Genomic DNA, 26008 nt, shown 5'->3' on the forward strand with positions numbered 1-26008 from the left:
AATGCAATTTACTAGAAAGTTTTTATTTATTATAGTTGCCTTAGGGTTGATTATTAGTTCTCTATTTTTGTCAGGGATAAACTTTTATACTGACTGGTTATGGTTTGATAATATTGGTTATTTATCAGTTTTTAAGACTATTTTCTTTACTAAGATTGGTATCTCTATAGGAATAGGATTACTGTTTGCTTTATTTGTTTTTATCAATCTTTTGATTACAAAGAAGGAAATATTAGAATATAAGGATGCTAATAAAGTTACTATCCATGATGTTGATGACCCATTAGCAGTTGAAAAAAATCAGTTTTTAGATATGATAAATAGTAAAAACTTAACCTGGGTCTTTTTAGGGATAAGTATTTTAATTAGTCTTTTATTTAGTTCAATTAATGCAGATGCTTGGCGTATAGTTAAAGAATTTTTAAATAGTTCTTCGTTTGGGGTGGCAGACCCTATATTTAATAAAGATATCGGATTTTATGTCTTCAAATTACCTTTTTATAAGTTCTTATATCAATTACTGACTGTATTATTAATAGTAAGTGGTATAATTTCAGCTGCCATCTACCTATTCATTAATTCGGAGCGACTATTAAGTCAGAATATTAATCAGGCTTCTAGAGCTAGGTTGCATCTTTCGGTATTAGTAGCATTATTTATGTTGTTAAAGGCCGGAGGTTATTGGTTATCTAGGTATGATCTATTATATTCTGGTAGAGGGGTAGTATTTGGAGCAAGCTATACAGATATAAATGCTAGTTTGTTAGCTTTTAATGTATTAACTGTTATTGCAGTTATAGTAGCTATCTTTATGCTTATTAATATTTTCACTAAAAATTTAAAATTAGTATTTGGTGGTATTGTTGCTTTAATTATTGCTTCAATTGCTTTAGGAAGCATATATCCTGCTTTAATTCAGAGATTTCAAGTAGAACCTAATGAAATAGCTAAAGAAACTCCTTACATAAAGTATAATATTAAATCTACTAAGTTAGCATATAATTTAGATGAAGTTGAAGAACGAGAATTTAAAATTAATGAAGATTTAACTTTACAAGATATTAAAGATAATCCAGCTACTATCAATAATATTCGTTTGTGGGATAGTAGACCATTAAAGCAGACTTATAGTCAATTACAGGAAATGCGTTTATATTATAACTTTAAAAATATAGATATTGATCGTTATAAAATTAATGGTGAGTATCGACAAGTGATGTTATCAGCAAGAGAGTTAAACCAAAACCAACTTCCAACAAGAGCGAACACCTGGATTAATAAAAAATTAAAGTATACTCATGGGTTTGGATTAGCAATGAACTTTGTTAATCAAGTTACTTCGGAAGGACTCCCAGAATTTTTAATTAAGAATATACCTCCAGAGTCTGATTTTCAATTAAAAGTTAAAGAACCTCGTATTTATTTTGGTGAACAGACTAATAATTATGTAATTACTAACACTAAGTCAAAAGAGTTCGATTTTCCGATGGGAGATCAAAATGCATATACTACTTACCAGGGGTCGGGTGGAGTTGAATTAAGTTCAATAATTAGAAAGTTAGCGTTTTCTATTAGATTTGGCACATTCAAAATGATTTTAAATAATGATATAACAAGAGATAGTCGTTTGTTATATGATCGTAATATTAAAGAGAGAATTAACAAGATAGCACCTTTCCTAGAGTATGACCGAGACCCTTACTTAGTTTTAAATGATGACGGGAAATTATATTGGATTCAGGATGCTTATACTACTACTAATATGTATCCTTATTCAGAACCATATAATGGCGCTTTTAATTATATTCGAAATTCAGTTAAAGTAGTAGTTGATGCCTATACTGGTGAGGTTAATTATTATATAGTTGATGATTCTGATCCACTAGTTAAAACTTATGGTAATATTTTTCCAAATTTATTTAAGCCTTTTTCCCAGATGCCAGAAGGTTTGAAGAAGCATATTAGATATCCGGAAGATCTATTCAAAGTGCAAGCAAAGCTTTATGAGATGTATCATATGGAAAATCCAGTTGTTTTCTATAATAATGAAGACCTTTGGAATATACCAAATGAAAAGTTTGCTGGCAATAGTATTCAGATGCAACCTTACTACACAATTATGCAATTGCCTAATGAAAATAAGTCGGAATTTATCTTAATGTTACCATTTACTCCGGCAAGAAAGAATAATATGGTTTCTTGGTTAGCAGCTAAATCTGATGGTAAAGATTATGGTAAGTTAGTACTTTATGAATTTTCTAAACAGGAATTAACATATGGACCAATGCAAATTGAAGCTAGAATAGATCAGGATTCCAGTATTTCACAGAAATTAAGTCTCTGGAATCAGAAAGGTTCAAGTGTAATTAGAGGAAATCTATTGGTTATTCCAATTGAGAATTCATTATTATATGTGGAACCAATTTATTTACAAGCGCAGCAGAGTCAGTTGCCGCAGATGAAGAGAGTGATAGTTGCCTTTGGAGACAAGTTAGTTATGACTAACAACTTAGAAGATGCTTTTACTCAGATCTTTGGGGTTGCAAAAGAAGAACCTCAAGAACCAAAAACAGAAATAGAAAAAGATAAGAAGATAGTAGATGTTGAAAACTTAACTAAGAGAGCTTTAGAGCTTTATAAACAGGCACAAGATAGTTTGACCAAAGGTCAGTGGAGTAGATATGGTGAATTAATCAACAAGCTAGGAAATATCTTAGAAGATTTAAATTCTCAATCAAAATAATCTATGATTAAAATAAAGTCAGGAATTAAAATAATAGATCTGTTTTATATGAGAAGATATCAAAGAGTCGAGTGTAAAATTACGCTTGGCTCTTTTCTATAGAATGAATAAAATTAGGAAAATACGACTATTAATAAAGGAATATTGTAGAAAAATAGAGAAATACAATATAACATTTAAGGAGCGTAATAAGGGTGGGATAAATAAATGGATTCTAAATCAAAAGTGATACAGGATAATACTAGTCTTGATGAAGAGGAAGCGAAGTTGGCTTTAGATTTAGCAGAAGGTGATCTTGAACAAGCGTTGCAAATGGTAGAATATGTAGAGAAGTCCTTCTTTACTTTACAAATAAAATTTCAAACAGAATCTTCAAACAAGATGTATGGACTAGTGAGTATAATTGCTGATGGTAAGAATGGAGATTTATTAAAATTAGGTGTTGCGTGTAGTTATCATCGTGATGACGTAGGGTTAGGAATTAGTAATCAGGCTTTTAATCAGACTATTGAAGAGATTAAATCTGAAAGTAATAGTTCATATGATAGTAATGTTCAGCAGGCTTTCCATGACAATTTAAATTCTGCAGATGTTTTTGAGTTGTTTACTAAGACAAAGCAAGAAGAAATACAAGAGACAAAGTTTATGGTGGAAGATATTCTAAATGAAATTTTTGATAAACGAGTAGAAGTAATGGTTGAAAGTGAATTGATGACTAAAGCACAAGTACAGCAGTTAATTGAAATTACATATGAAAGTGATTTAGAGGAGACGGTTCAAGATGAGGAGACTGAATTATCAATTTATTTAAAATGTACTCCAATTATTTCTGCAGTTAAAGGTATTAGAGCAGGAGATTTAGAAGTTGGAGATAAATTATTGGTGCGAATAGTAGACCGCCGTGAGGTAGGACGTTATTTAGCAGATTTGATTAGTACTGAAGACCAACAAATAGCTATCGGTGTTATTGATCAAATCTATTTTAATGAAGATTCAAAGCGTTATACTTTAATGATTGAATTTGGACCAAATATTTATGGTAAATTATTAATTGATAGTGAGGTTAAATTGGCTTTAGCTCACGAGTTAAATAAAAATAATAATAACCAAGAAGCTAAAGAGTTATCAACTACTATGGTTCAATTAGATATCTCTAGGTCATTACTCTTTTTGTTTTCTATCTTAATTATTTTAATAATAATTTTATTCTATCTTATATAGTTCTTTTGATGCATAATATATATTTATGAGGAGTACACTACTCTTAAGTTGTAATTGTGAAGAAATAACTCTTTAGATTTAAATTATAATCTTAATTTTAAAAGAAAGGATATTATAGGGTATGGGAATTAAATGTTATCATTGTGGGTCAAAGAATACATACTTTAAAGAAGATATTCTTGGTGGTTGTTGCCACAAAAAGAAGACAGGTGAGAAGTGGTTTTGTAAGGATTGTAAAGAGATATTTAGTTTTCAAACTGTTTATTCTGATGAAGAAGAGGGCTGTGGTTGTAGTCATAATTCTCCTTAAGAGATTTTATGAACCTTAAGGAGAAAAATGACTACTTTTTTATTTATAATTTCTCCTAAAATAGTAATAGGAAATTTTTTGTTATTGCTAAATTTTAAATCCTTAAACCCAGGAGCAACTGTAGCATCTTTGCCTGGAGGAACATAATTGACTTGAAGAGAGTGAGGATGCCTTTCAAGGATTTCTAAATTTGCATTTAATAAATTATTATAAAGGGTTGAAGAAACTTGACAGACTCCTCCTCCGTACTTTAATTTTAATTCGTTATTAATGATTGCGGGGGCTTTTTGGTAACCATTTTTAGCATTAAGTCTACCAATCGCTTTATTAAAGGAGAATTTATCTTTTGGATTGATGACTAAACCATTTAAATTATTTAATGCTACTTGAATGTTATTAACCCTTGTAGATTGGTCATTATTTAAGGGAGTTGTATAAGTGCTGAGAAGACTTACCTTTAATTTGAAGCTATTATTTTTGAAATTTATCCATATTTTTTTATTATTAGTTATGAACTTAGTAGTGATTTTAGGTCTAATTTGAATTGTATTTAGGCTAATTTTAGTTCCAGTTTGAGCTGTTAATAGTTTATTGGCAGTTTGATTAATATTAAACGTGATACCATTTTGTTCAGGAATAACTTTTGTGCTATTAGGAGCTAAATGTGCATTTTGAGCTCTTCTTTCTTGTTTTTCTTTTATTTTTTGCAAAAAATTTATTAACTCTCTGTGGTTCAATGGTGTCAATTTTAAATTTTCTAATTTAACACCAGGTTCTACTATTTGTTGATAATAAATTGTGGAATTTAAATTACCGATTAGAATAGGAATAATTAATAAGAGAATAGTTAAAATTATACTTTGTAAGATATTATTCTTCATTATAAAAACTCCTTACATATTATTTGTTTTAGAATTTCATATAATTAATTTTATTATCAGTATTACGTTAATTTTATATTCGTCAATTTAAAATCTAATATTTGATTTTAAATTTATAATATGATTAAAGATGTTCTTTTAGTCTATATTGAAAGAAAAGCTTAATTAAAGTCTTCTTTTTAATATTTTAAAGGATTATTTTGCCTTTTGGAGAATGATTGAGTTAAGTTGGTAATTTTTTAAGTAAGCAGATTACATAATTAAATTTCGAGTATAATTAATTATTCAGCCACAAGTATTAATTTATTTTTGGAGGGAGGATTAAGTTTGGAAAGTAAAGATTTCTTAAAGAGTTTATCTAATAAGACAGGAGTATCTGGGACAGAGGAAGAAATAACAAAAGCTGTTAAAGAGGTTTTTGGTGATTATATTGACGAAAGCAGAACTGATGCTTTAGGAAATTTAATTACTTTAAAGCGGGGAGAAGGTAAAGAGTCTGATAAGCCTCAAATTATGTTAGCAGCTCATATAGACGAAATAGGTCTAATGGTTAAAGAGATAGATGAGAAAGGATTTTTGAAGTTTACTACAGTTGGAGGTATTGACCAAAGAACTTTAGTAGGTCAAGAGGTATTAGTGTATGGGAAAGAAGTTGTAAAGGGAATTATAGGCGCTAAACCACCTCATGTTCAAGATAAGAAAGAGCAGAAGCAAGCAATAAAGTTAAAAGATATGTATATAGACCTGGGGAGAAATGTTAAAGAGGTAAAGGGCTTAGTTGAGGTTGGTGATTTAATAGTAGTTACTAGAGAATTTTGTGATTTAGAAGGTAATAGAGTTAGTGGTAAGTCTTTAGATGATAGAGCTGGAGTAACTATGGTTCTAGAATGTTTGAAGGAATTACAGCGTTTAAAGCACGCATCAGATGTATATGGGGTAGCAACAGTTCAAGAAGAAGTTGGAGTTAGAGGAGCTACTACTAGTACTTATGGTATTGTTCCTGATATTGGGATTGCTATCGATGTCTGTCATGGAGAGATGCCTGGAGTTTCTGATGAGGAGACTGCAAATTTAGGAGAGGGACCAGTAATCTTTTTAGGACCACAAGTTCATCCTAAGTTGCATAAGAAATTGAAAAGAATAGCTCAAGAATTTGATATTTCATATCAGATAGGAACTTCTACTAGCCCGCGGGGAACAGATGCATTTGCGATTCAGGTTACCAGGAGTGGGATTCCTACTGCTTTAGTTTCGATTCCATTACGGTATATGCATACTTCAGTAGAAACTTTAGACCTGAATGACATTAAGAAAGGTGGACGTTTGTTAGCTAATTTTATTAGTCAAGTTGACTCTGAATTTGTGGAGGGGTTAAGATGCTTTTAGCAGAATTGTCAGAAGCTATTGGGGTTTCCGGTGCGGAATATGAAATCCGGGATTTAATTAGAGAAGAGATAAAAGAGCATGTTGATGAAATAAGGACAGATGCTTTAGGCAATTTAATTGTGCATAAAGAAGGAGATTCTTCATTGCCAACATTACTTTTGGCGGCGCATATGGATGAGATAGGTTTGATGGTTACTAAGGTAGAGAAGAATGGTCTGTTGAGCTTTAAACCAATTGGTGGTATTGATAAAAGAGTTTTAGTTTCTAAGAAGGTAGTAGTCGGTAAGGATAAGATACCTGGGGTGATTGGAGCTAAAGCTATTCATTTACAAAGACCTAGCGAAAGAAAGAGGCCACTTAAGATTAAACAACTATATATTGATATTGGCGCCAAAGATGATAAAGCAGCAAAAAAAGTAGTGAATATTGGTGATACTGCTACTTTTGCTACTAAGTTTTCTCAACTAGGTCCGAAAACAGTGAAAGGAAAAGCATTTGATGATCGGGTAGGTTGTTCAGTTCTAATGGAATTATTAAGAAATGACTACGATTTTCCTTTATATGGTGTATTCTCTGTTCAAGAAGAAGTAGGATTGCGAGGTGCTGGGGTAGCAGCTTATGATATTAACCCAGATTTAACGATAGTAATAGAAGGCACGACAGCTTCTGATGTACCTGGTAGTAAGGAACATGTTTATTCTACAACGGTAGGAGAAGGGCCAGCATTAACAATGATGGACATGACAATAATTCCTAATCGGGGTTTGATGCAAAGTATTATTGAGACTGCGGAAGATACAAATATAGGTTATCAATTTAGACGTTCAACGGCAGCCGGAACTGATGCAGGACGTATTCATCTTTTAAAGGAAGGTATTCCAACAGCGGTTGTTTCGGTACCGGTTCGTTATATTCATTCACCAGCCTCTCTATTAAATTTAGATGATTATGAGGCTACTAAGAATTTACTTAATGAATTCTGTAAAAGATTATCGTCAGGAGGTTTTAACTTTGAAAAAGATAATTAAAAGGTTGACTGAAACTTATGGACCATCGGGACATGAAAAGAACGTGACAGAGCTAATTAAGAATGAAATAGAAAGTTTAGTAGATGAAGTTAAAATAGATAAGATGGGGAATATGATCGCTTTTAAGAGCGGTAATAGTGATAAAAAGGTGATGTTAGCTGCTCATATGGACGAAATAGGTTTGATTGTAACACATATTGATGAGAATGGTTTTATTAGGTTCTCTAATGTTGGTGGGGTATCACCGTATGTTCTATTAGGAGAAAGAGTTATCTTTGGCAATGGTGTTGAAGGTGTGATTGATAAGGAGAAATTAGATAGTATTAAAGAATTAAAGTTAAGTAAGATGTATATTGATATTGGTCTAAGTAATGAAGAAGAGGTAAAGGAAAAGGTTCAGATTGGAGATGTAGCTATTTATAAACGTGAATTTTCTGATTTAGATAAGAGATTGGTAGCTAAGTCATTAGATAATAGAGTGGGATGTGCAATATTAATAGAAGCGATTAAAGGCTTAAAAGAGGTAGCAAATGATACCTACTTTGTCTTTACTGTGCAAGAAGAAGTCGGGATTCGCGGTGCCCAAACTTCAGCTTTTGGTATTGCTCCAGATTTTGGTATTGCGGTGGATGTGACAGCTACTGGGGATACTCCAGAAGCAAAGATTATGGCGGTTTCTTTGGGAGAAGGTCCAGCAATTAAAATTAAAGATCGCTCTTTAATTACTCATCCTAAGGTTAAAGAGTTGATGGTAAAAGTAGCAGAACGTGAAGAAATTCCTTATCAATTTGAAGTCTTAGAATTTGGTGGTACAGATGCTGGGAGTATTCACTTAACTCGAGGCGGAGTTCCAACAGGAGTCTTATCGATTCCAGCTCGTTATATTCATACTCCAAGTGAGATGGTTGATTGTGGAGATGTAGAGTATGGTGTGAAGTTATTAAGTGCTATTTTACAAGAAGAGATTGAATGAGATGATATTAATAGTTGAGAATTGACAGTTAATAAATTTAAGCTATAGGTACTGAAAAGAGAGGAGTAGTGAACAATGGGGGAGGCTCAGAAAGAGTATCAGGAATTAGCTAATATTTATGATTATTTAGTAGCTGAAATTGATTATGATGACTGGTTTAAATATATACAAAAGATTTTAGATAAGATAGATTTTCAACCTAATAAAGTGGCGGATTTAGCCTGTGGGACGGGAAAGACTACAATTCCATTTGCTAAGCTAGGTATTAAGAGTTATGGGGTTGATATTTCTAAGGATATGTTAGAGATAGCCGATGAAAAGGTAAAAGCTTTTGATATGGATATAACATTTTTAAAGCAGGATATGAAAGAATTATCCTTACCAGAAGAAGTAGACTTAGTTGTCTGTTATCATGATGGTATGAATTATATACTTTCTTTGGGGGAGTTATCTAAAGTCTTTAGTTCAGTATATAATAATTTAGCTGATGGAGGTTATTTTATTTTTGACCTTAATTCAGTTAATCGTTTTCAAGAAGCTGAGGAGGAAGAAGGAGTAACGATTATTGATGAAGAAGAAAGGTTTTTGGCGTGGCAGACTGATTATGATCCATTAACTGATATTTGGACGATTGATTTGACTGGGTTTATTAAGGGAGAGGATGGACTATACCAACGTTTTAAAGAGGTACATAAAGAGAAACATTATTCAGAAGGTGATGTATTAATGGCTTTGAGAAAAGCTGGATTTAAAGTAGTTGATTATTATGAGGCCTTTACTTGGCAGAAACCGAGTTATAATTCTTCACGAATTATGTATATAGTAGAAAAAAATTAAATATATACATAAATTCTTCTTAGTTAGTAAATATTATAGAAAAGCATCTAACTATGAGGGAGGAGATACTTTGCAATCAGAATTCAGATTCAATAAGGGTTTCATGATTATTTTACTGTTAATTATCATTCTATTAAGTACATCTCAATTAACCTTAGCCCAGGCGAAAGATGATAAATGCCTAAGTTGTCATCAAGGACAGACTCCAAATATTATTGATGAATGGGAGAAGAGTAAACATTCAAAGAACGGAGTAGGCTGTTATACCTGTCATCAAGCTAAGAAGAGTGATAAAGACGCGCAAAAACATTATGATGATGTATATATTTCGCCGATAGTTTCACCAAAAGACTGCTCTAAGTGTCACTCAGAGCACGTAGAAGAATTTAATAATAGTTTACATGAAAAAGGGGCAGAATTTGTAATTGCTTTTGAGGAGAAGAATAAAGACCCAAATTATTTAGCATATAAAGTTCAAGGGGAAGCATCGAGTCATGCTGGGTGTGAACAGTGCCATGGTAGTCGAGTTAAGGTTTTAGAGAATGGTAAGTTAGACCCGATGACTTGGCCTAATACTGGAATTGGAAGGATTAATCCTGATGGTAGTAGAGGAACTTGTTCGGCTTGCCATACTCGACATGTCTTTTCAATTGAAGAAGCAAGACGAGCAGAAGCTTGTTATACCTGTCATGTTGGACCTGATCATCCACAAAAAGAGATCTATCAGGAATCAAAACATGGTGCCATTTATTCAGCTGAAGGAGATAAATGGAACTGGACTGCTCCGGTTGGAGAATGGGGAGTAGAGAACTATCGAGCCCCTACCTGTGCAACTTGTCATATGTCTGGATTAGGGGATACTGAAGAAACACATAATATCAGTGAACGACTTTCTTGGGAGTTAGAAACACCATTATCTAGTCATACTGATAATTGGAAAGAAGAAAGAAGTAAGATGAAAGAAGTTTGTCGTCAATGTCATAGTTCACAATGGGTAGACGGAATGTATACACAAGCTGATGCTGTAGTTGAGTTATATAATGAAGAGTATTATAAGCCAGTAACTAAGACGTATAATGACTTGAAAGAAAGGGGTTTAATTACTAAAAAGAAGTTTGATGAAGCAATAGACTATCAGTATTTTGAGCTTTGGCATCATGAAGGTAGAAGAGCTAGGATGGGGGCATTTATGCAGGGACCGGATTATGTTCAGTGGCATGGATTTTATGAATTAGCTAAAAATAAAGCTGAATTTAATGATATGGTAGCTGAAATTAAAGCTACTGGAGGCAGTGAAGATAAGACTGCTGCTGAAAGCTTATCTGCTATTCCTTATTTAGGAATTGGGATTGCTGTCTTAGCTTTATTAGCCGCTATTTATGCTATCTTTAAATAGAATGAATACTTGTAAGCTAAGCTTTGATTAAAAATATTATAGATGCTTAAAACCACAAAAAGATCATTTTTAACAATAAAATGATCTTTTTGTGGTTAAAATATTGCAAGTATATAATTTAGCATATTTGTTATATTTTTCTGGTTTAGTAATATAATTATTAATCATTTGGAATAAATTGATGATTTTATTCTTTTTGCAGGAATTATATCTCAAATGAAGAAAGTAATCATAGGATAAAGTAAGACTTTAAATACCTGTAACTTCTAAGGGGGATACTAATTAGATGATTATTAAAGAGGATGCCTTAATGGGTTATGAAACTCCAGAGGAAAAGGAAAAAAAATTACGAAAGACCAAGAAGAAGGAAAAAACGAAGAAAGATAGACAGATTAATTATGCTAAACAATCTTCAGAGATCATGAAAAATTTTGATAAAGTTTATAAGTATACTAATAAGGGTAAGAGAGTAGCTGTAATTTCCGATGGCTCAGCAGTATTAGATTTAGGCATAGTAGATCCTAAGGCAGCTTTGCCAGTAGTTGAGAGTAAAGCAAGGTTATTAGAACGACACGGAAAGGTAGAAGCAGTTCCTATCTGTTTGGATGCGACTGGAGTTGAAGAGTTAGTAACTATGATTAAGGGGTTAGCTCCTACTTATGGTGCTATTTTTTTAGAAGATATTGCTGCACCAAGATGTATTGAACTGCAACAGAGGTTACAGAGTCAATTAGAAATTCCTATTTATCATGATGACCAGCAAGGGACAGCAATAGTAGTATTAGCGGCTTTATATAATGCTTTAAAGATAGTTGATAAGAATTTAGAAGAATTGAAAGTTGTTATTAATGGGGCAGGAACTGCAGGATTGGCAATTACTAAGTTATTATTAGCAGTTGACATAGGGGAAGTAGTTTTATGTGATAAAGAAGGGGTCTTAACTTTAAATAGTAAAAAATTAAATTTTGCTCAGCGTGATATGCTTAAGAATTCTAGAGTGAATATTAAATCTGGTAGTTTAGAGACAGCTTTAATTGATGCTGATGTCTTTATTGGAGTCTCCGTAGGCGATGTATTAGAACAGCATTTTATTAAGAAGATGAGAAAGAATCCAATTATTTTTGCTTTGGCTACACCGGTACCGGAGATTGAACCGAAATTAGCTAAAGAAGGTGGCGCAAAGATAGTAGCTACCGCTTTTGGGCAAGATAGTAATCAAATCAATAATCAATTAGTCTTTGCTGGTTTAATTAGAGGGTTATTAGCTGCTAGAGCTACCAATTTATCTTTAAGTATTCAGATTATTACAGCTAAGGCTTTGGCTAATTTAGTAAAGAAAGTTACAGTTAAAAAAATTCTTCCCTCTCCATTTGATGTAGAAGTGGCTAATAAAATAGCTGAAGTGGTTATTAAGGAAGTTAATAAAAAGGATGTAAGAAAAGAAGAAGAGTTAGAGATTAAAGAAGAAATTGAAGATTTACCGTTAGAAGTGGTAGAACATTTATTAGATTAAAATTTAAGATATGAAAGATTATAGAAAAACATCTGCATTTTAATGCAGATGTTTTTATGTGTAATTAAGGAATTTTTTAAAAGTATAATATTTTCTTTAATTAATCAGAATAATAATTACAGATTCATAAAATTGATATTTTGATTGAGGGGTTGAAGTTAAGAAATGTTAATTGATCGTTTAATAAAAGAGGTAACAATTGAATTACAAGAAGCTCATAAATTATTAGATGAATTAAATAGGGATACAGAAGATGTTTGTTCTGACCAATTAGGATTTAGTAATGAAGAGTTATTGTTAGAGACTACTAGAGAGATTATTGATGAACAAAAATGTTTACTATCTAACTTAAAGACTGATCAATTAGCTACTGTTATTTCTAAAATAGAAGAGAAGTATACTGCCTGTCCTTCTTGTGATACTAACTTATCAGAAAGTTGTCGAATTGTTCGTTTGCCTCATCAAAGTCTAATTTATATTAAAGAGAATCCAGTTCCTCCAACGGAAATTGTAATTGTTGATACCTGTCCACATTGTAATTATATTCTCAATTTTGAGTTTTTTAAAGGGCAGAAAGCCCATAAATTGTATCAGATATTAATTGATGATTTAAGTGATACGGAATTTGAATTGGAAGAAGGAGTTAAAATATGAAACCATTTGAGCCCGAATTAGTCTTAATAGAAGAGGCGGCCTTAGACTATAAATTAGGAAGAGAAATTAAGAATAAATATGAATCAAAGGGTGTACCTATTAGAATGATTGAATCACATAATAGGGTTAAGTGGGAAGAGGAGATGACACCACTAGAATTATTTGAAAAAGCTAAGAATACTTTAGTGGTAGGCGTTAAGAAGACGCTAAACTTTAAATCTTGTCAACCATCAGCTGATTATCGGGTAGTGACAAGTACTAGTTGTCCTGCAAAGTGTGAGTATTGTTATTTAGCAACTAATTTAGGTTCAGCGGTATATGTTAGAGTCTATGTTAATTTAGAAGAGATTTTAGAAGCAATAAAGAAACATATTAAGAAGAATGATAAAGAGATTACTACTTTTGAAGCCAGTAGCTCTTCTGATCCAGTCGCAGTTGAACATATTACTGGGGCGTTAAAGAGAATGGTCCAATTCTTTGCTAAACGAGAAGATGCCAAGCTAAGGGTAGCTACTAAGTTTGATAATGTAGATTCTCTTTTGAATTTAGAGCATAATGAAAATATCAAGTTTAGATTTAGTATTAATTCTAGTTATGTTATTAAGACTTTTGAGAACTTTACTCCTTCCTTAACTTTAAGATTGCAAGCAGCAAATAAATTACAAAAAGCCGGTTATCCAGTTGGATTTATGATTGCTCCGATTATTGCTCACGATGGCTGGAAAGATGCTTATAAGGAAATGTTAGATCGAGTGGTAAAAATTTGTTTCCAGTCAATTGAAGATGATTTAACTTTTGAATTAATTATGTTTAGATTCAGTACTCGTTCTAAAAATCTTATTGAAGCAAGGTATCCTGATACAGAGTTAAAGTTAGATAAAGAAAAGTCTAAGCACAAGGGGTTTGGTAAATATGTTTATCAAGATGAGGTTGCTGATGAATTAAAGCGTTTTATTACTGAACAGATTGAGATTAAGTTTCCTAATGCTAAGATTGATTACTTTACTTAGTTTTTATTTGGCATTATAATTTATTAATTAAATGTATATAATAGAGTATTAGAAAGATTCGACAAAATTTCAAGAAAAAAATTAATGATAAGTCTTGACAAAATTAAGTTAGTTATATATAATTATACATGTAATCAGTAATTATTACTATTACTGATTAATTCTTAAACTTACATAATAAACTTAATAGAATCAAAATACTAAAGGAGGAGTTATTTATGGATTTAATTAATGAGAACAAGTTGGGTGTGACTAAGGGAACTGAAGTAGAGGAAGCTATTAATAATGAATTTAAAGGGGAGTCAATGGAAGTTGGTCTGTACTTAGCAATGGCTCGACAGGCACAGCGTGAAGGATTGCCAGAAGTGGCTGAAGTATTAAGGAGAATAGCTCTAGAGGAAGCTGCTCATGCTGCAAGATTTGCAGAGTTAAATGGTAAGATATCTGAAAGTACTAAAGAAAACATTGAGAAGATGTTAAAAGGAGAACAGATGGCCAATAAAGGTAAACGAGAAGGTGCAGTTACAGCAAAAGAAGCTGGTATTGACCCGGCACATGATGTTTTAGATGAATCTTCTAAAGATGAAGCTCGCCATGCTCGTGCATTAAAAGGTTTACTAGAACGTTATTTCTAAATTAATAGTTAGCTTAGAATTTAAAGATCCTCACTGGATATCCAGTGAGGATCTTTTTAGGCTATTATCTGTAATTTTTCTCCTTTTTCCATATTAATTAAGATCTTTAATGCTGTTTTAGCAGCATTCAGATGTTTTGGACTCGGTTCGATAGTAGTAAATCTTTGTACTAGATAAGGTATTGAGAGAATAGGCTGTGGTGAAATTAAGATTATTTCGTAAGCTATACCAATAGCAATTAAACTTTCTAAATAGACATTAAAAGTTATACCTAAGGTTTCTAGAATAGTGACGACCAATAAATAAAAAACGACGAGATTAGTTCCGCATCGTCTTGCTAATCTTGAATGGGAGCTTAATCTACCTTGGTAGTTAGATTCGTAATAATTAACAGCTTTATGCTCTGCACCGTGGAATTTAAATATTTCTTTTAAGATGGTCATTCTTAGTAACATAACTAAACAAGCGATACCAAATAAATAAATAGGAAGCATATAAGGTGAAACTGTGATGAATAGACTACTCCCTATCATATTATCCGGTTGTAATCGAAAATAGATTTCTAAACCGATATTTATGATGATTATAACTAAGATAGGCCAAAACTTTTTTGGTTTTTGGATTGCTTCTTTAAGAAAGAAGATAAGTGAAAAGATAATACTAATCATACCTCTGAGAAATGGTATTTTTTTTGCTAAGAGATATAATTTATTATTAATTAAGGTATTTTCACCAATTTCATATTTTAATTGATCATCTTCATAATAAGCTTTAACAGAATATCTTTGTCCAAAAAGGCGAACACCATTTTTATATGCTCTTCCTCCAATTCTCATCATTGCCACCTCCGACTATCAATAGTTTATTAGCTTTTACTTTAATTGTCAACTATTATTGATAAATAGTTTGTGCTAATTCATAATTCGAGTTTACTTGACATTAGAGTATAAAACTGATATATTTGAAGGTGATTTTTCATTATATAGTAATTAAACATAGTAAAAGGAGGAGTAGAGTATGGAGCAGAGTGATAATCAATGGGGGTCAAGACTTGGATTTATTTTAGCGACGATCGGTTCAGCAGTTGGATTAGGGAATATTTGGCGTTTTAGTTATGTGGCATATGAGAATGGTGGAGGAGCATTCTTAATTCCTTACTTCTTTGCCTTATTAACGACAGGGATTCCATTATTAATTCTTGAATTTAGTTTTGGACAGAAGATGCGAGGTTCATCTATCTTATCTTTTGCTAAAGTTGATAAGAAGTGGGAATGGGTTGGTTGGTGGTCCACATTGGTTACTTTTGTCTTAATCACTTATTATTCGGTGATTATTAGTTGGAGTTTTAAGTATCTTTATTATGCATTTACACAAGCATGGGGTAGTAATCCGGAGTCTTTTCTTTATGGGACCCACTTAGGTTTAACTTCGGGTTTAAGTGAAATAGGTGGAATTAATGGGTCGATATTAGGAACGGTGGTTTTAGTTTGGATTATTAATTTTGTTATTATTTATAATGGAATTGAGGCTGGTTTAGAGAAAGCGTCTAAGATATTTATGCCTGTTTTAGCGATTTTAATGTTAATTATTACTTTTCGCGGTATTACATTACCAGGTGCTATGGAAGGAATTAATAAGTTTTTAGAGCCTGACTTTACAGCTTTATTAGACCCTAAGGTATGGTTAGCAGCCTATGGTCAGATCTTCTTTACTTTAAGTATCTGTTTTGGCGTTATGATTACTTATGCAAGCTACCTACCAAAGAAGTCAGATGTAGTTAATAATGCATTTATTACTAGTTTAGCTAATTGTGGATTTAGTTTTATAGTTGGAATTGGAGTCTTTGGTATTCTTGGTTATATGTCAGCGGAGACTGGTCAGCCAATTCAAGACGTAGTAGCGCAGAGTATCGGTTTGGCTTTTGTAGCTTTTCCAAAAGCAATTAACATGTTACCGACTTTTCAAACTACTTTAGGTGTTATCTTCTTTCTTGCTTTAGCAATTGCTGGAATTTCATCTAGTATCTCTATGGTGGAAGCGGTAGTAGCACCGTTAATGGATAAGTTTGGTTTAAGTAGAAAGAAAGCGGCGGTTATTGTGTGTGGTTTAGGCTTTTTAGGTAGTATTATCTTTACTACTGGAGCTGGGCTCTATTTCTTAGATGTAATTGATCACTACAATATGCAGTTTGGAGTGGCTATCATCGGAATGTTAGAAGCAATTATTTTAGGTTGGTACTATCGTGCAGAAAGATTGCGTAACTTCTTTAATCCCATTTCTAACTTTCAGATTGGAAATTGGTGGGATATTATGATTAAATACGTAACTCCATTATTCTTAATAGTAATGTTAGGACAGTCATTGATTACAGAATTCAAACAGCCGTATGGAGGCTATCCGCTAAGTGGGTTAAAGATTGGTTGGATAGTAGCGGGAGCACTTTTGATAACTTCTATTATTCTTAATTTATTGCCAAGCAAATATAATGGAAGATTACTTGATAAGTAAATATTGATTTGTAGTTTTGGATATTGATCCTAAGTAAAAACGGTCCCTTGCAAGGGACCGTTTTTCAATTGATGGCTTAATTAGAGATTATATTGTGACTTACTATATTAGTATTACATACCTTTAATTTTTTCTGTACCCAAGTACTTACCTTAATTTTAATTTCAAATACTACTTTTTCATTTAAGGTAGTAGGATTAATTAAATTAAAGTCAGTCTCTGCAAGAATGAGTTCATTTTGAATTTCTAATTCTAAATCTGGGTCTACGCCATCGATTTCAGCAGTTGCAGTGAAAGGAATGTCTACAAACTCACAACGAATGATCCCATCTATATCACAATATTCGATTCGTTTGCGGATAGTACCTTGCTTTACAATTTTATCAGTAAAGATATGATCTTCAGTATTAATTAATTCAAAGTCTACATCTAAGACTTCTTGTGCTGGAAAGTCTAATTCATCTATTGAATCAGAAACAACTTGCACTACTTCCTCACCTATTACCTTTAACACTTTAAATTTTTCACAACTGAAAAGTGGTTTTTGCTTTTGATTTCTCTTGAACTTCTTTTTGCATTTGTTCTTATATTGATCATTGTACTTATTCTTATAAGACATGAATAAATTCCTCCTTTGTTTAATAGATTTAATATAATATATGATTATGATACCAAAATGTTACAACACGAGATATATTTGTAAAATAGTAATTGAGAAATAATTTATAAATGTTTGGTTAAGGGATGAACTAACGACAAATTTCTGATATAATCGACATAGGAGTGCTAAATAAGAGAATTAAATGATTAATTATTTAAAAGCTATGAATCAAGGAGGAAGAACTCAATGTTTGCTAAAAATGAATTTGAAACTTATAGTAATTTAGAGAATAATCTTAAAGATGCACTTAATATATTAAATTCAGAACAGCAGTCAAATGTTGTTATAGAAGAGATGTACTATAATACGGCTAAGAATATTGGTAGTAGATTAAATATTAGTAGTTATGACCAACTAACTGAAAAATTATCGATGTTAGGCCTTGGACAAGTCAGGGTTAATTTAATTTCTGAAGAAAAGATAATTATTAGGTTATATGAATGTTTTACTTGTAGTAGCATGGATTATATCGGTAAGAATATCTGTCATTTTGAAGCAGGAATAATTAGTGGAGCAGTAAGTACAATTATTAATCAGGAAGTGGAAGCGGTTGAAACTAGATGCTGTGGACTAGGTGATAATTTTTGTGAATTTGAGTTAATTAAAGATAGTCAACTAGAATCAAAGAAAAAGATTAGTCATGATATTAGTGAAAATGAAACTAATGTAGTTGATTTAACTTTACATTCTTTGAATTTAGCTAAGAAGTATAAAGAGGCTGAATATAAAACAGAATGCTTTTCCAATGTCAATAATCAGTTAGATAAAGCTTTAAAGAATGTAAAAGAGATAAATGAATTTAACGAAACAGTTCTAGATAGTATTCCTAATTGTTTAGCAGTAATTGATAGTAATGGAGTTGTTACTAAGATTAATGATAATTATTTAGAATTCTTAGGTAAGAATATCTATGAGGTTGAGAAGAGGAGTATTAAGAATTTAAATTGGCAGACTAAGTATCAAGAAGTGTTAAATAGTTACGAACCTGCGGTTTGGAAAGAAAGTAATGACCAAGGGGCATATATTGTCTTTGAAACTCCACTTAAGGAAGAAGAGGGTGTAATTAGACAGCTAATTCCTGTAGAGTCGCAGTTTATTAAGTTATTATTAGATAAGATGACTTTCTTAGAGAAAGAGATGAAGTATTATAAGAATAAAGTAACAGAGCAGAAGAATAAAGAAAGATTAATTGATAATATGATTGTGACTAGTGATAAGATGAAAGAAATAATAAAGTATGCTAAAAAAGTGGCTAAAACTGATGCAACTGTTCTATTAAGAGGAGAGAGCGGTACTGGTAAGACGATGTTAGCTAAAAGGATGCATCAAGAGGGGCCTCGTAGCCATAATTCTTTTCTCTATATTGATTGTACAACTATTCCTGAAAACTTCTTTGAGGCAGAATTATTTGGCTATGAATCAGGAGCTTTTACTGGAGCTAAAAGAGGTGGTAAGGTCGGTAAGATAGAGGAAGCCGATGGAGGTACAGTCTTTCTGGACGAGATTGCTGAAGTACCAATTAAAATGCAAGCTAAATTGTTACGCTTTTTACAAGAACAGAAGTTTGAACGTATTGGTAGTACAGAGACCAAAGAGGTTGATGTACGGATTATTGCAGCTACTAATCAGGATTTAGAAGCAATGGTTAAAGAAGGTCGATTTAGAAAGGATCTATATTATCGTTTAAATGTAATTAATATAACTTTACCTTCTTTAAGTGAAAGATGGCAGGACATTCCTTCTTTGGTTGATGATATTCTACTTCAATTTAGTAAGGAAGCAGGAATAAATATTAAAGAGATTAATGAAGAGGGAATGAAGGAATTAATAGATTATTCTTGGCCAGGCAATATAAGAGAATTAGAAAATGTATTAAAGAGACTTATGATTGCTACTGAAGATAGGGTGATTAAAAAGAATGACATATTAGAAGAGTTGAAGAAAACTGATAATCATAAAGAGGTAGAAGAGCTTAAATATGATATAGGGGATGAAGGTGAAGGAAAGATTAAGCTGATAGAAAAAGAGTTAATTATTAAGTATTTAAAAGAGGATAACCATAATAAAACAAAAGTAGCCAATAAGCTAGGAATATCTAGGCAGACACTTTATAACAAACTCAATAAATATGATATAGATTATTAATCTCCATATAATTGTCAATTTGACATTTACACTGTCAAATATTTTGACAGACAAAAATGAATAATTAATCAAAAGAGCCCATTTTCCTTAAGAAAATGGGCTCTTTCTTTTTGGCATAAAATTTGCAATATTTAATACAATAAGGCGAACAATATCAAAAAATAAAGAATAAAACTTTGAAATGCGAGAAGGGAGGAAGAGAAGTGGGAGAAGGAAATAATATTGAATTTATTAGTGGTAATGCTGAATTCTGTAAAGGTTGTAAGAATTGTGAATTGGCTTGTGCTCGAAGACAAGTTGAAGATATTGGTTTGGAGAGAGTTAATGAGTTAAATATTGAGGTGAATCCACGTATATTTATTATCAATAATGAAGGGGTTAAAGAGCCTAATTATTGTCGTCATTGTAAAGAAGCAGCATGTATGGAGGCTTGTCCGGTGGATGCCTTTGATAGAGAAGATGGAGTTATAATTTTAGATGAGGATAAATGTGTTGCTTGTAAGCTTTGTATTAAAGCTTGTCCTTACGAAGTAATTACTTTAGGTGAAAAGTTAGTTGGTGATGAAACAGAAATGGTAGCCAAGAAATGTGACCTATGTAAGGATCGCCAAGAAGTTGGAAAGGATCCAGCATGCTTTTCAGCTTGTCCAACTAATGCTTTAGGATTAGAGAAGAATTAAAATACTAAAAGAGGTGATACTAATGGATAAATGTTATAGTTGTTCTGACCATTCTTTAATTAATAAGGCAGAAGAAGAAGGGATTGATTTAGTTTGGGATCGTTATGAAGCGATGCAGCCACAGTGTGGTTTTGGAGAGATGGGAATCTGTTGTCGACTTTGTATCAAAGGCCCTTGTCGAATCGATCCTTATGGAGCTGGACCGCAAGAAGGTATCTGTGGTGCTAGTGCAGATACAATTGTAGCTCGTAACTTAGTAAGGATGATTGCATCCGGAACGGCGGCCCATTCACTTCACGGTAAGGAGATTGCTAAAACATTATTAGAAGTAGCACATAATGAAGTGGATAGTTATCAGGTAAAAGATATTGCGAAATTGAAGAATATTGCTAAAAAGATAGGGATTAATGAGGTTGAGGGAAAGAGTGAGGAGGATTTGGTTGAAGAAGTAGCTTATAAGACTTTAGGTGATTATAGTCGTATAGAGGATGAACCTTGTAATTGGCTAGCCAATACTATAACAGATACTCGCTTAGAAAGATTAGAAGAGTTAGATATTGCATTAAATAATATTGAATCTTCAGTAACTGATATTATGTCTAGAACTCATGTTGGAACAGATGCTGACCCGTTAAATCTATTATTAGCCGGTTTGAAGTGTGGCTTGGGTGATTATACTGGGATGCAGATCTCTACTAACTTATCAGATGTTTTATTTGGAACTCCAGAACCAGTAGTGAGTGAATCTAACTTAGGTGTAATTAATGAAGGTGCTGTCAATATTGCAGTACATGGTCATAACCCACTATTGAGTGAGATAATCGTTGATGTAGCAGATGAATTAGAAGAGGAAGCTATTCAGGCAGGAGCAAAAGATGGAATCAATATTGTTGGTGTTTGTTGTACAGGAAATGAAGTGCTTTTAAGAAGAGGTATTCCATTGGCAACTAATTATTTATCGCAGGAATTGGCGATCCTAACTGGAGCTATAGAAGCAATGGTAGTCGATGTACAGTGTATTATGCCTTCTTTGGCTAAGATAAGTGATTGTTATCATACCGAACTATTTACTACTATGCCTGATGCTAAGATTCCTGGAGCTACTCATGTTGAATTAAATTCTTCGGAAGTTACAGAAAATGCTAAATTAATTGTGCGAAAAGCTATTGCAGCTTTTAAAAGAAGAGAAGTGGAGAAGGTAGAGATTCCAACCGAAACAAGTCAGACTATAGCTGGTTTTAGTAAGGAAGCAGTTGTAGATCTATTAAGTCAAATAAATTCAGAACAGCCGTTACAACCTTTAATCGACAATATTGTTAATGGGAATATTAAAGGAATAGTTCTATTTGCTGGTTGTAATAATGTTAAAGTAACTCAGGATAAGAACTTCTATGAAATGGCAACTAGACTTATACAAGATAATATCTTAGTTTTAGCTACTGGATGTGCAGCTGGGGCTTTTGCTAAGAACTCTTTGATGAGTTCCCAAGCTACAATCGATTATGCAGGAGAAAGTTTAAAAGAAGTCTTGACAGCACTAGGTCAGCAGGCTGGTCTTGATGCTCCATTGCCGCCTATATGGCACATGGGTTCTTGTGTAGATAATAGTAGAGGGGTAGATTTAGCCGTAAGTATTGCTAATGAACTGGGAGTAGATCTAGATCAACTACCGTTAGTAGCCTCTGCCCCAGAATTAATGAGTGAAAAAGCAGTCTCAATTGGGACTTGGGTAGCTACTTTAGGAATACCGGTTCATGTAGGAGTGACACCACCGGTAACAGGTAGTGCCTTTGTCACTGAAGTCCTAACAACTGGATTAGAAGAATTACTTGGTGGGTACTTTATTGTTGAAGAAGATTCAGAAGCAGCTACTGATAAATTGATAAAAGTTATTGAAGATAAACGTGAAGGCCTTAATATTAGTGATGTACAGTCGGAAGCGGTGTAGGTTAGGTGTAAGAAAGGAGTAGATAAGATGAAGATTGCTATTTCAGGTAAAGGAGGCGTAGGAAAGACTACTCTGTCTGCGTTGATGGCTAGAAGATTAGCCGCCCAAGGTTATCAAGTATTAGCAGTAGATGCTGATGCCGATGCTAATTTAGCAACTGCTTTAGGAATTGATTTAAAAGAGCATGAAATTAGGCCTATTGCTCAATTAGAGGAATTAATAGAAGAAAAGATGGGGACCGGTGAAAATGTTGGCCAAGGGTTATATGTTCTGAACCCTACGGTTAGTGATATTCCAGATCGATTTGCTATTGAACACGAAGGAGTTCGGTTTTTAGCAGTAGGTACAGTTAAGACTGGGGGTGAAGGGTGTTATTGTGCCGAAAATAAGTTGATTAAAAGACTGATCAATCATCTTATGGTTAAGAGTGATGAAGCGGTCATTATTGATATGGAAGCAGGTTTGGAACATCTATCGCGAGGGACAGGGAAAGGTGTTGATACTTTTATAGTAGTTGTTGAGCCCGGGATGCGTAGTATCCAGACTGCTAAAAATGTTAGGGATATGGCAAGAGATATTGGAGTGAAATCTATCTATGGGGTAGCAAGCAAGGTGCGAAATGATAGAGAGATAAAAATAATTAAAGATAATTTAGAAGGAATTGAATTTGTAGGTGCCATTCCCTATAGTGACCAAGTAATTGAAGCGGATTTAAGAGGAGTTTCTCTCTTTGACATTGCTGATGAAGCATTATTAGTAAGGATTGATTCAATTTTAAAGAATATTGATTAAATTAGTGCCCACTTTTTCATAGGTGGGCACTTTTTATGTTTGTTAGGGTGATTCTGATAATGGTAAAAAAATTTCAATTCTAATTATAAAGGGGAATTATAATTTTTAAAGAAATAATTAAGTAATAAAAACTGATTTTTAAGTTTTTATGGGTGCTAAACGATAATTTGTCGTGAAAGGAGTTTTAATCTTATGAAAATAGGGAGGAATGATTCTTGTCTATGTGGAAGCGGTGAGAAGTATAAACTTAATATTGTTTTTAAATAAGCTTATAATATTAACATGGTTAGATTTAAAAATTACTAGATGAGGTGTTAAAAATGAAAAGAAGAGAAATAAATAATGAGGAAATAGAAGTAGCTCCCGAAAATGTAGAATTTAGTGAGGGGGATGAAGTTGATATTGTAGTCGACCAATTTACTGATTTGGGTGCAAAAGTAATAATTAATGATAAATATTATGGTCTAGTATATGAAAATGATATTTACAGAAATTTAGAAGTTGGAGACAAGACTAAAGGATATATTAAAAAGATAAGAGAAGATAACAAAATAGATGTAAGTTTAAGAAAAATAGGATATGGGAGAGTAGAAGATGCAAAGCAAAAAATTCTGGAAGAATTAAAGAATAATGGAGGTTTTTTAGCTTTAAATGATAATAGTTCTCCTAAAGAGATAAAAAGAAAGTTGCAAATAAGTAAAGGGAGCTTTAAAGAAGCTATTGGTGGTCTTTATAAGGAAAGAATAATAGATATAACTGAAGAAGGAATTAACTTGACTTAATCAAAAAGGGGTGATAATGATGTTAACATTTGCTGAGGCTGTTAAAATAGGTTTAGAAAGAAATCATCAGATTGTAAAAATGAAAGAAAAAGTAGCCAGTTTACAGCGAAAATTGAAGGAAATTGAGAATAGAGATGATTGGGAATGGGAGGCTAATTTAGAAGGGAGAATTGTCAGTGATAATACTACAACTACTTCTAATAAAAGGATGGCTTCATTAGAACTAGAAAAGAGATTCCCTAGAGGATTAACTATCACCCCAGAGTTTTATTTAAAAGAAGATGATCTATTAGAAGATGGTTTGAGTAGAGATGACATTAATTTTGCTGTTAATCTAGAAGAACAGATTTATCCTCTGGAATTAGGGGATAATGAAAAATATTATCTAAAGACTGAACTTAGATTAGTTAAAGCAAGGGTTAAACTGTGGCAAGTAAGAGAGGAAAAATTAATAGATTGCTTAGCAGATTATTTTAGCTTAATTGAGCTAAAAATAGAAAGAGAGATTGAAGAGAAAAAATATGAGATAAGTAAAAGGCAATTAAAGAAAGAACAAGAAGCATATCAAACAGGTAAAAGTGATCGTCAAGACTTACTTAAGGCTAAAATAGATTTAACTAAGGCACAGCGGTATTGGGAAGAAACTAAGAATGACTATCATAAATGTTATAGAGAACTGTCGCAAGAATTAGGCTTAACTAAAGATGAAAATTTAGAGGTAGCGACTGACAAAGCATTTAACTTAGAATCCATAGCTAAAATTGAAGTTGAACTACCTACTTTTCAGGATAGGGAACAGTTGTTAGATTTAGCTATAGAAAATAGCAAGCAATTGTGGGTTCATCAATTAGAGCGAGAGCAAATAAAGAAAGAAGAAGAGTGGCAAAAAGATGAAGAAAAACCGAAAGTAGATGTTAATGCAGATTATGATTCTGACAGTGATGAGTGGCAAGTAGCATTAAATATAACTGATAAATTATTTAACCGAAGTGACGATAAATTAGCTCAGGAAGAATTAGCAGCAGATTTAGAAGCACTAAATCGGGAAAAAGATGAGTATCTTCAGGAATTAAAAGTTGAAATTGGTGAGTTAGTAGGAGAAATAACAGTTAATCAGTTAAAGGTAAAGGAAGAGAAACTTAAATTAAAAAGAAGCAAGTTAGAATTAGAAAGTAGTAAAGAAGAATTGATATCTAAAGATTTAAGTCAGTTAAAGTATGATTTAGGTCTGCTCGATATAAAAGAAGACCAACTTGGGCTAAAGGAAAAAGAGCATGAATTATTGTTAAGTAAGTATGAATTAATTAAGTTATTGGGAGTCTTGGAATTTGATTAGAATTTAATAACAGCAAATCAAAAAGACTTTTCTCATTTTCTCGCTTCGGATGAGAGTAAATTTAAAATTACTTTTTTCCTTGATTTTCAATAGATTCTTTAATTGTTTCTATGGTAGCACCACCAGTAGATACAACGCAATAGCTTCTAGACCAAAAAGCAGATTCCCAATGGAGGAGGTGTAAAGAAATGAAATTAACTTTTAAATTCAAACCTAATTTTAGTCATAAACAATTAGAAATAGTTAAAGAACTAAGTTGGCATTGTTCAAAATTGTATAATACAGTTAATTATCAAATAAAGAATAATGAAGAAGTCAAACCTGTATATACTCGATTAGAAAATAATTTTAAATCTAATTGGCATACAGATTATTTACACAGCCATAATAGACAACAACTATTTAAACAATTAGCTCAAGATTGGAAAAGTTACTTTAACTCAATCAAAGATTACAATAATAATCCTAATAAATATCAAGGTCAACCAAAACCACCTAATTTTAAATATTTAAATAGTAATCCAAGCGAAATAATATTTACTAACTTAGCTACCAGAATTAGAGAAGGA

General features: G+C 32.4%; 24 protein-coding genes and 1 pseudogene. 21 read left to right on the forward strand and 4 right to left on the reverse strand.

Going from position 1 to position 26008, the window contains the following annotated elements; all coding sequences use genetic code 11:
- Position 1: 1 nt before the first annotated feature.
- From BM077_RS06005 to BM077_RS06015, 3 genes are all read left to right on the forward strand, one after another.
- Positions 2-2743 carry a UPF0182 family membrane protein gene (locus BM077_RS06005; RefSeq protein ID WP_089748712.1) on the forward strand — a complete coding sequence of 914 codons (2742 nt, stop codon included), beginning with the start codon at positions 2-4 and terminating at the stop codon, positions 2741-2743.
- Between the two features lie 207 nt (positions 2744-2950).
- The gene (locus BM077_RS06010; RefSeq protein ID WP_089748713.1) at positions 2951-3964 is read left to right on the forward strand and encodes a hypothetical protein; all 1014 of its coding nucleotides are present in this window, start codon (positions 2951-2953) and stop codon (positions 3962-3964) included.
- A gap of 121 nt (positions 3965-4085) precedes the next feature.
- A complete protein-coding gene (locus BM077_RS06015; protein ID WP_089748714.1) occupies positions 4086-4274 on the forward strand; it encodes a hypothetical protein in 189 nt (62 codons plus the stop codon).
- Here BM077_RS06015 and BM077_RS06020 read toward each other — a convergent pair.
- Positions 4271-5155, reverse strand: coding sequence for a VanW family protein (locus BM077_RS06020; RefSeq protein WP_089748715.1), 885 nt, complete (start codon positions 5153-5155; stop codon positions 4271-4273). The genes BM077_RS06015 and BM077_RS06020 overlap by 4 nt on opposite strands.
- A gap of 327 nt (positions 5156-5482) precedes the next feature.
- Between BM077_RS06020 and BM077_RS06025 the strand changes: the two genes are divergently transcribed.
- From BM077_RS06025 to BM077_RS06065, 9 genes are all read left to right on the forward strand, one after another.
- Positions 5483-6541 (forward strand): M42 family metallopeptidase, encoded by a 1059-nt coding sequence (locus tag BM077_RS06025; protein WP_089748716.1) that lies wholly within the window; start codon positions 5483-5485, stop codon positions 6539-6541.
- Positions 6532-7569, forward strand: a complete 1038-nt coding sequence (locus BM077_RS06030) for a M42 family metallopeptidase (protein ID WP_089748717.1) — start codon at positions 6532-6534, stop codon at positions 7567-7569. Before BM077_RS06025 ends, BM077_RS06030 begins: the two co-directional genes overlap by 10 nt.
- Entirely contained in the window at positions 7553-8542 is a 990-nt protein-coding gene (locus BM077_RS06035) for a M42 family metallopeptidase (protein WP_218124655.1), read from the forward strand. The genes BM077_RS06030 and BM077_RS06035 overlap by 17 nt, the downstream gene beginning before the upstream one ends.
- Before the next feature lie 75 nt (positions 8543-8617).
- On the forward strand, positions 8618-9379 hold the full coding sequence (locus tag BM077_RS06040) for a class I SAM-dependent DNA methyltransferase (RefSeq protein WP_089748719.1): 762 nt from the start codon (positions 8618-8620) through the stop codon (positions 9377-9379).
- 70 nt (positions 9380-9449) lie between these two features.
- Complete coding sequence (locus BM077_RS06045; RefSeq protein ID WP_089748720.1) at positions 9450-10775, forward strand: multiheme c-type cytochrome; 1326 nt, start codon at positions 9450-9452, stop codon at positions 10773-10775.
- A gap of 286 nt (positions 10776-11061) precedes the next feature.
- Positions 11062-12288, forward strand: coding sequence for an NAD(P)-dependent malic enzyme (locus BM077_RS06050; protein WP_090095177.1), 1227 nt, complete (start codon positions 11062-11064; stop codon positions 12286-12288).
- 165 nt (positions 12289-12453) lie between these two features.
- Positions 12454-12942, forward strand: a complete 489-nt coding sequence (locus BM077_RS06055) for a hypothetical protein (protein ID WP_089748723.1) — start codon at positions 12454-12456, stop codon at positions 12940-12942.
- Positions 12939-13952 (forward strand): spore photoproduct lyase, encoded by a 1014-nt coding sequence (splB, locus tag BM077_RS06060; RefSeq protein ID WP_089748724.1) that lies wholly within the window; start codon positions 12939-12941, stop codon positions 13950-13952. The genes BM077_RS06055 and splB overlap by 4 nt, the downstream gene beginning before the upstream one ends.
- Before the next feature lie 218 nt (positions 13953-14170).
- Positions 14171-14587, forward strand: coding sequence for a ferritin-like domain-containing protein (locus BM077_RS06065; RefSeq protein ID WP_089748725.1), 417 nt, complete (start codon positions 14171-14173; stop codon positions 14585-14587).
- A 56-nt stretch (positions 14588-14643) separates the two neighbouring features.
- Here the strand turns inward: BM077_RS06065 and BM077_RS06070 are convergent, their stop codons facing one another.
- Entirely contained in the window at positions 14644-15426 is a 783-nt protein-coding gene (locus tag BM077_RS06070) for a DUF1385 domain-containing protein (RefSeq protein WP_255361570.1), read from the reverse strand.
- Positions 15427-15604: 178 nt separating this feature from the next.
- Between BM077_RS06070 and BM077_RS06075 the strand changes: the two genes are divergently transcribed.
- Entirely contained in the window at positions 15605-17095 is a 1491-nt protein-coding gene (locus BM077_RS06075; protein ID WP_089748727.1) for a sodium-dependent transporter, read from the forward strand.
- A gap of 76 nt (positions 17096-17171) precedes the next feature.
- Here BM077_RS06075 and BM077_RS06080 read toward each other — a convergent pair whose 3' ends face one another.
- Complete coding sequence (locus BM077_RS06080; RefSeq protein ID WP_089748728.1) at positions 17172-17714, reverse strand: DUF3794 domain-containing protein; 543 nt, start codon at positions 17712-17714, stop codon at positions 17172-17174.
- Between the two features lie 228 nt (positions 17715-17942).
- On the opposite strand from BM077_RS06080, the gene BM077_RS06085 reads away from it, so the two are divergent.
- The 7 genes from BM077_RS06085 to BM077_RS06115 all read left to right on the forward strand — a co-directional run bounded on the left by BM077_RS06085 (position 17943) and on the right by BM077_RS06115 (position 25439).
- Positions 17943-19901 carry a sigma 54-interacting transcriptional regulator gene (locus tag BM077_RS06085; protein ID WP_089748729.1) on the forward strand — a complete coding sequence of 653 codons (1959 nt, stop codon included), beginning with the start codon at positions 17943-17945 and terminating at the stop codon, positions 19899-19901.
- Positions 19902-20104: 203 nt separating this feature from the next.
- Positions 20105-20581 (forward strand): 4Fe-4S dicluster domain-containing protein, encoded by a 477-nt coding sequence (locus tag BM077_RS06090; protein WP_089748730.1) that lies wholly within the window; start codon positions 20105-20107, stop codon positions 20579-20581.
- Positions 20582-20603: 22 nt separating this feature from the next.
- The gene (gene cooS, locus BM077_RS06095) at positions 20604-22529 is read left to right on the forward strand and encodes an anaerobic carbon-monoxide dehydrogenase catalytic subunit (RefSeq protein WP_089748731.1); all 1926 of its coding nucleotides are present in this window, start codon (positions 20604-20606) and stop codon (positions 22527-22529) included.
- A 27-nt stretch (positions 22530-22556) separates the two neighbouring features.
- Positions 22557-23321, forward strand: a complete 765-nt coding sequence (locus BM077_RS06100; protein WP_089748732.1) for an ATP-binding protein — start codon at positions 22557-22559, stop codon at positions 23319-23321.
- Positions 23322-23513: 192 nt separating this feature from the next.
- Positions 23514-23588 carry an SEC-C metal-binding domain-containing protein gene (locus tag BM077_RS14200; protein WP_089748740.1) on the forward strand — a complete coding sequence of 25 codons (75 nt, stop codon included), beginning with the start codon at positions 23514-23516 and terminating at the stop codon, positions 23586-23588.
- A 53-nt stretch (positions 23589-23641) separates the two neighbouring features.
- Positions 23642-24103: a S1 RNA-binding domain-containing protein gene (locus BM077_RS06110; protein ID WP_089748733.1), complete on the forward strand. Its 462-nt coding sequence runs from the start codon at positions 23642-23644 to the stop codon at positions 24101-24103.
- Between the two features lie 19 nt (positions 24104-24122).
- Positions 24123-25439, forward strand: a complete 1317-nt coding sequence (locus BM077_RS06115; protein WP_176941646.1) for a TolC family protein — start codon at positions 24123-24125, stop codon at positions 25437-25439.
- A 67-nt stretch (positions 25440-25506) separates the two neighbouring features.
- Here BM077_RS06115 and BM077_RS06120 read toward each other — a convergent pair whose 3' ends face one another.
- Positions 25507-25650, reverse strand: coding sequence for a transposase (locus tag BM077_RS06120; protein WP_089748735.1), 144 nt, complete (start codon positions 25648-25650; stop codon positions 25507-25509).
- Here BM077_RS06120 and BM077_RS06125 point away from each other — a divergent pair.
- Positions 25628-26008: pseudogene (locus BM077_RS06125) on the forward strand (RNA-guided endonuclease InsQ/TnpB family protein); the annotation flags it as partial. The gene BM077_RS06120 and the pseudogene BM077_RS06125 sit on opposite strands and share 23 nt — an antisense overlap.

The sequence above is a fragment of the Candidatus Frackibacter sp. WG13 genome (assembly GCF_900114655.1).
Taxonomy (GTDB): Bacteria; Bacillota; Halanaerobiia; order Halobacteroidales; family Acetohalobiaceae; genus Frackibacter.

Coding starts and splice junctions, on each gene's coding strand:
- BM077_RS06005 (WP_089748712.1), top strand. CDS start 2: ATGCAATTTACTAGAAAGTTTTTATTTATTATAGTTGCCTTAGGGTTG.
- BM077_RS06010 (WP_089748713.1), top strand. CDS start 2,951: ATGGATTCTAAATCAAAAGTGATACAGGATAATACTAGTCTTGATGAA.
- BM077_RS06015 (WP_089748714.1), top strand. CDS start 4,086: ATGGGAATTAAATGTTATCATTGTGGGTCAAAGAATACATACTTTAAA.
- BM077_RS06020 (WP_089748715.1), bottom strand. CDS start 5,155: ATGAAGAATAATATCTTACAAAGTATAATTTTAACTATTCTCTTATTA.
- BM077_RS06030 (WP_089748717.1), top strand. CDS start 6,532: ATGCTTTTAGCAGAATTGTCAGAAGCTATTGGGGTTTCCGGTGCGGAA.
- BM077_RS06040 (WP_089748719.1), top strand. CDS start 8,618: ATGGGGGAGGCTCAGAAAGAGTATCAGGAATTAGCTAATATTTATGAT.
- BM077_RS06050 (WP_090095177.1), top strand. CDS start 11,062: ATGATTATTAAAGAGGATGCCTTAATGGGTTATGAAACTCCAGAGGAA.
- BM077_RS06055 (WP_089748723.1), top strand. CDS start 12,454: ATGTTAATTGATCGTTTAATAAAAGAGGTAACAATTGAATTACAAGAA.
- splB (WP_089748724.1), top strand. CDS start 12,939: ATGAAACCATTTGAGCCCGAATTAGTCTTAATAGAAGAGGCGGCCTTA.
- BM077_RS06065 (WP_089748725.1), top strand. CDS start 14,171: ATGGATTTAATTAATGAGAACAAGTTGGGTGTGACTAAGGGAACTGAA.
- BM077_RS06070 (WP_255361570.1), bottom strand. CDS start 15,426: ATGATGAGAATTGGAGGAAGAGCATATAAAAATGGTGTTCGCCTTTTT.
- BM077_RS06075 (WP_089748727.1), top strand. CDS start 15,605: ATGGAGCAGAGTGATAATCAATGGGGGTCAAGACTTGGATTTATTTTA.
- BM077_RS06080 (WP_089748728.1), bottom strand. CDS start 17,714: ATGTCTTATAAGAATAAGTACAATGATCAATATAAGAACAAATGCAAA.
- BM077_RS06085 (WP_089748729.1), top strand. CDS start 17,943: ATGTTTGCTAAAAATGAATTTGAAACTTATAGTAATTTAGAGAATAAT.
- cooS (WP_089748731.1), top strand. CDS start 20,604: ATGGATAAATGTTATAGTTGTTCTGACCATTCTTTAATTAATAAGGCA.
- BM077_RS06100 (WP_089748732.1), top strand. CDS start 22,557: ATGAAGATTGCTATTTCAGGTAAAGGAGGCGTAGGAAAGACTACTCTG.
- BM077_RS06110 (WP_089748733.1), top strand. CDS start 23,642: ATGAAAAGAAGAGAAATAAATAATGAGGAAATAGAAGTAGCTCCCGAA.
- BM077_RS06115 (WP_176941646.1), top strand. CDS start 24,123: ATGTTAACATTTGCTGAGGCTGTTAAAATAGGTTTAGAAAGAAATCAT.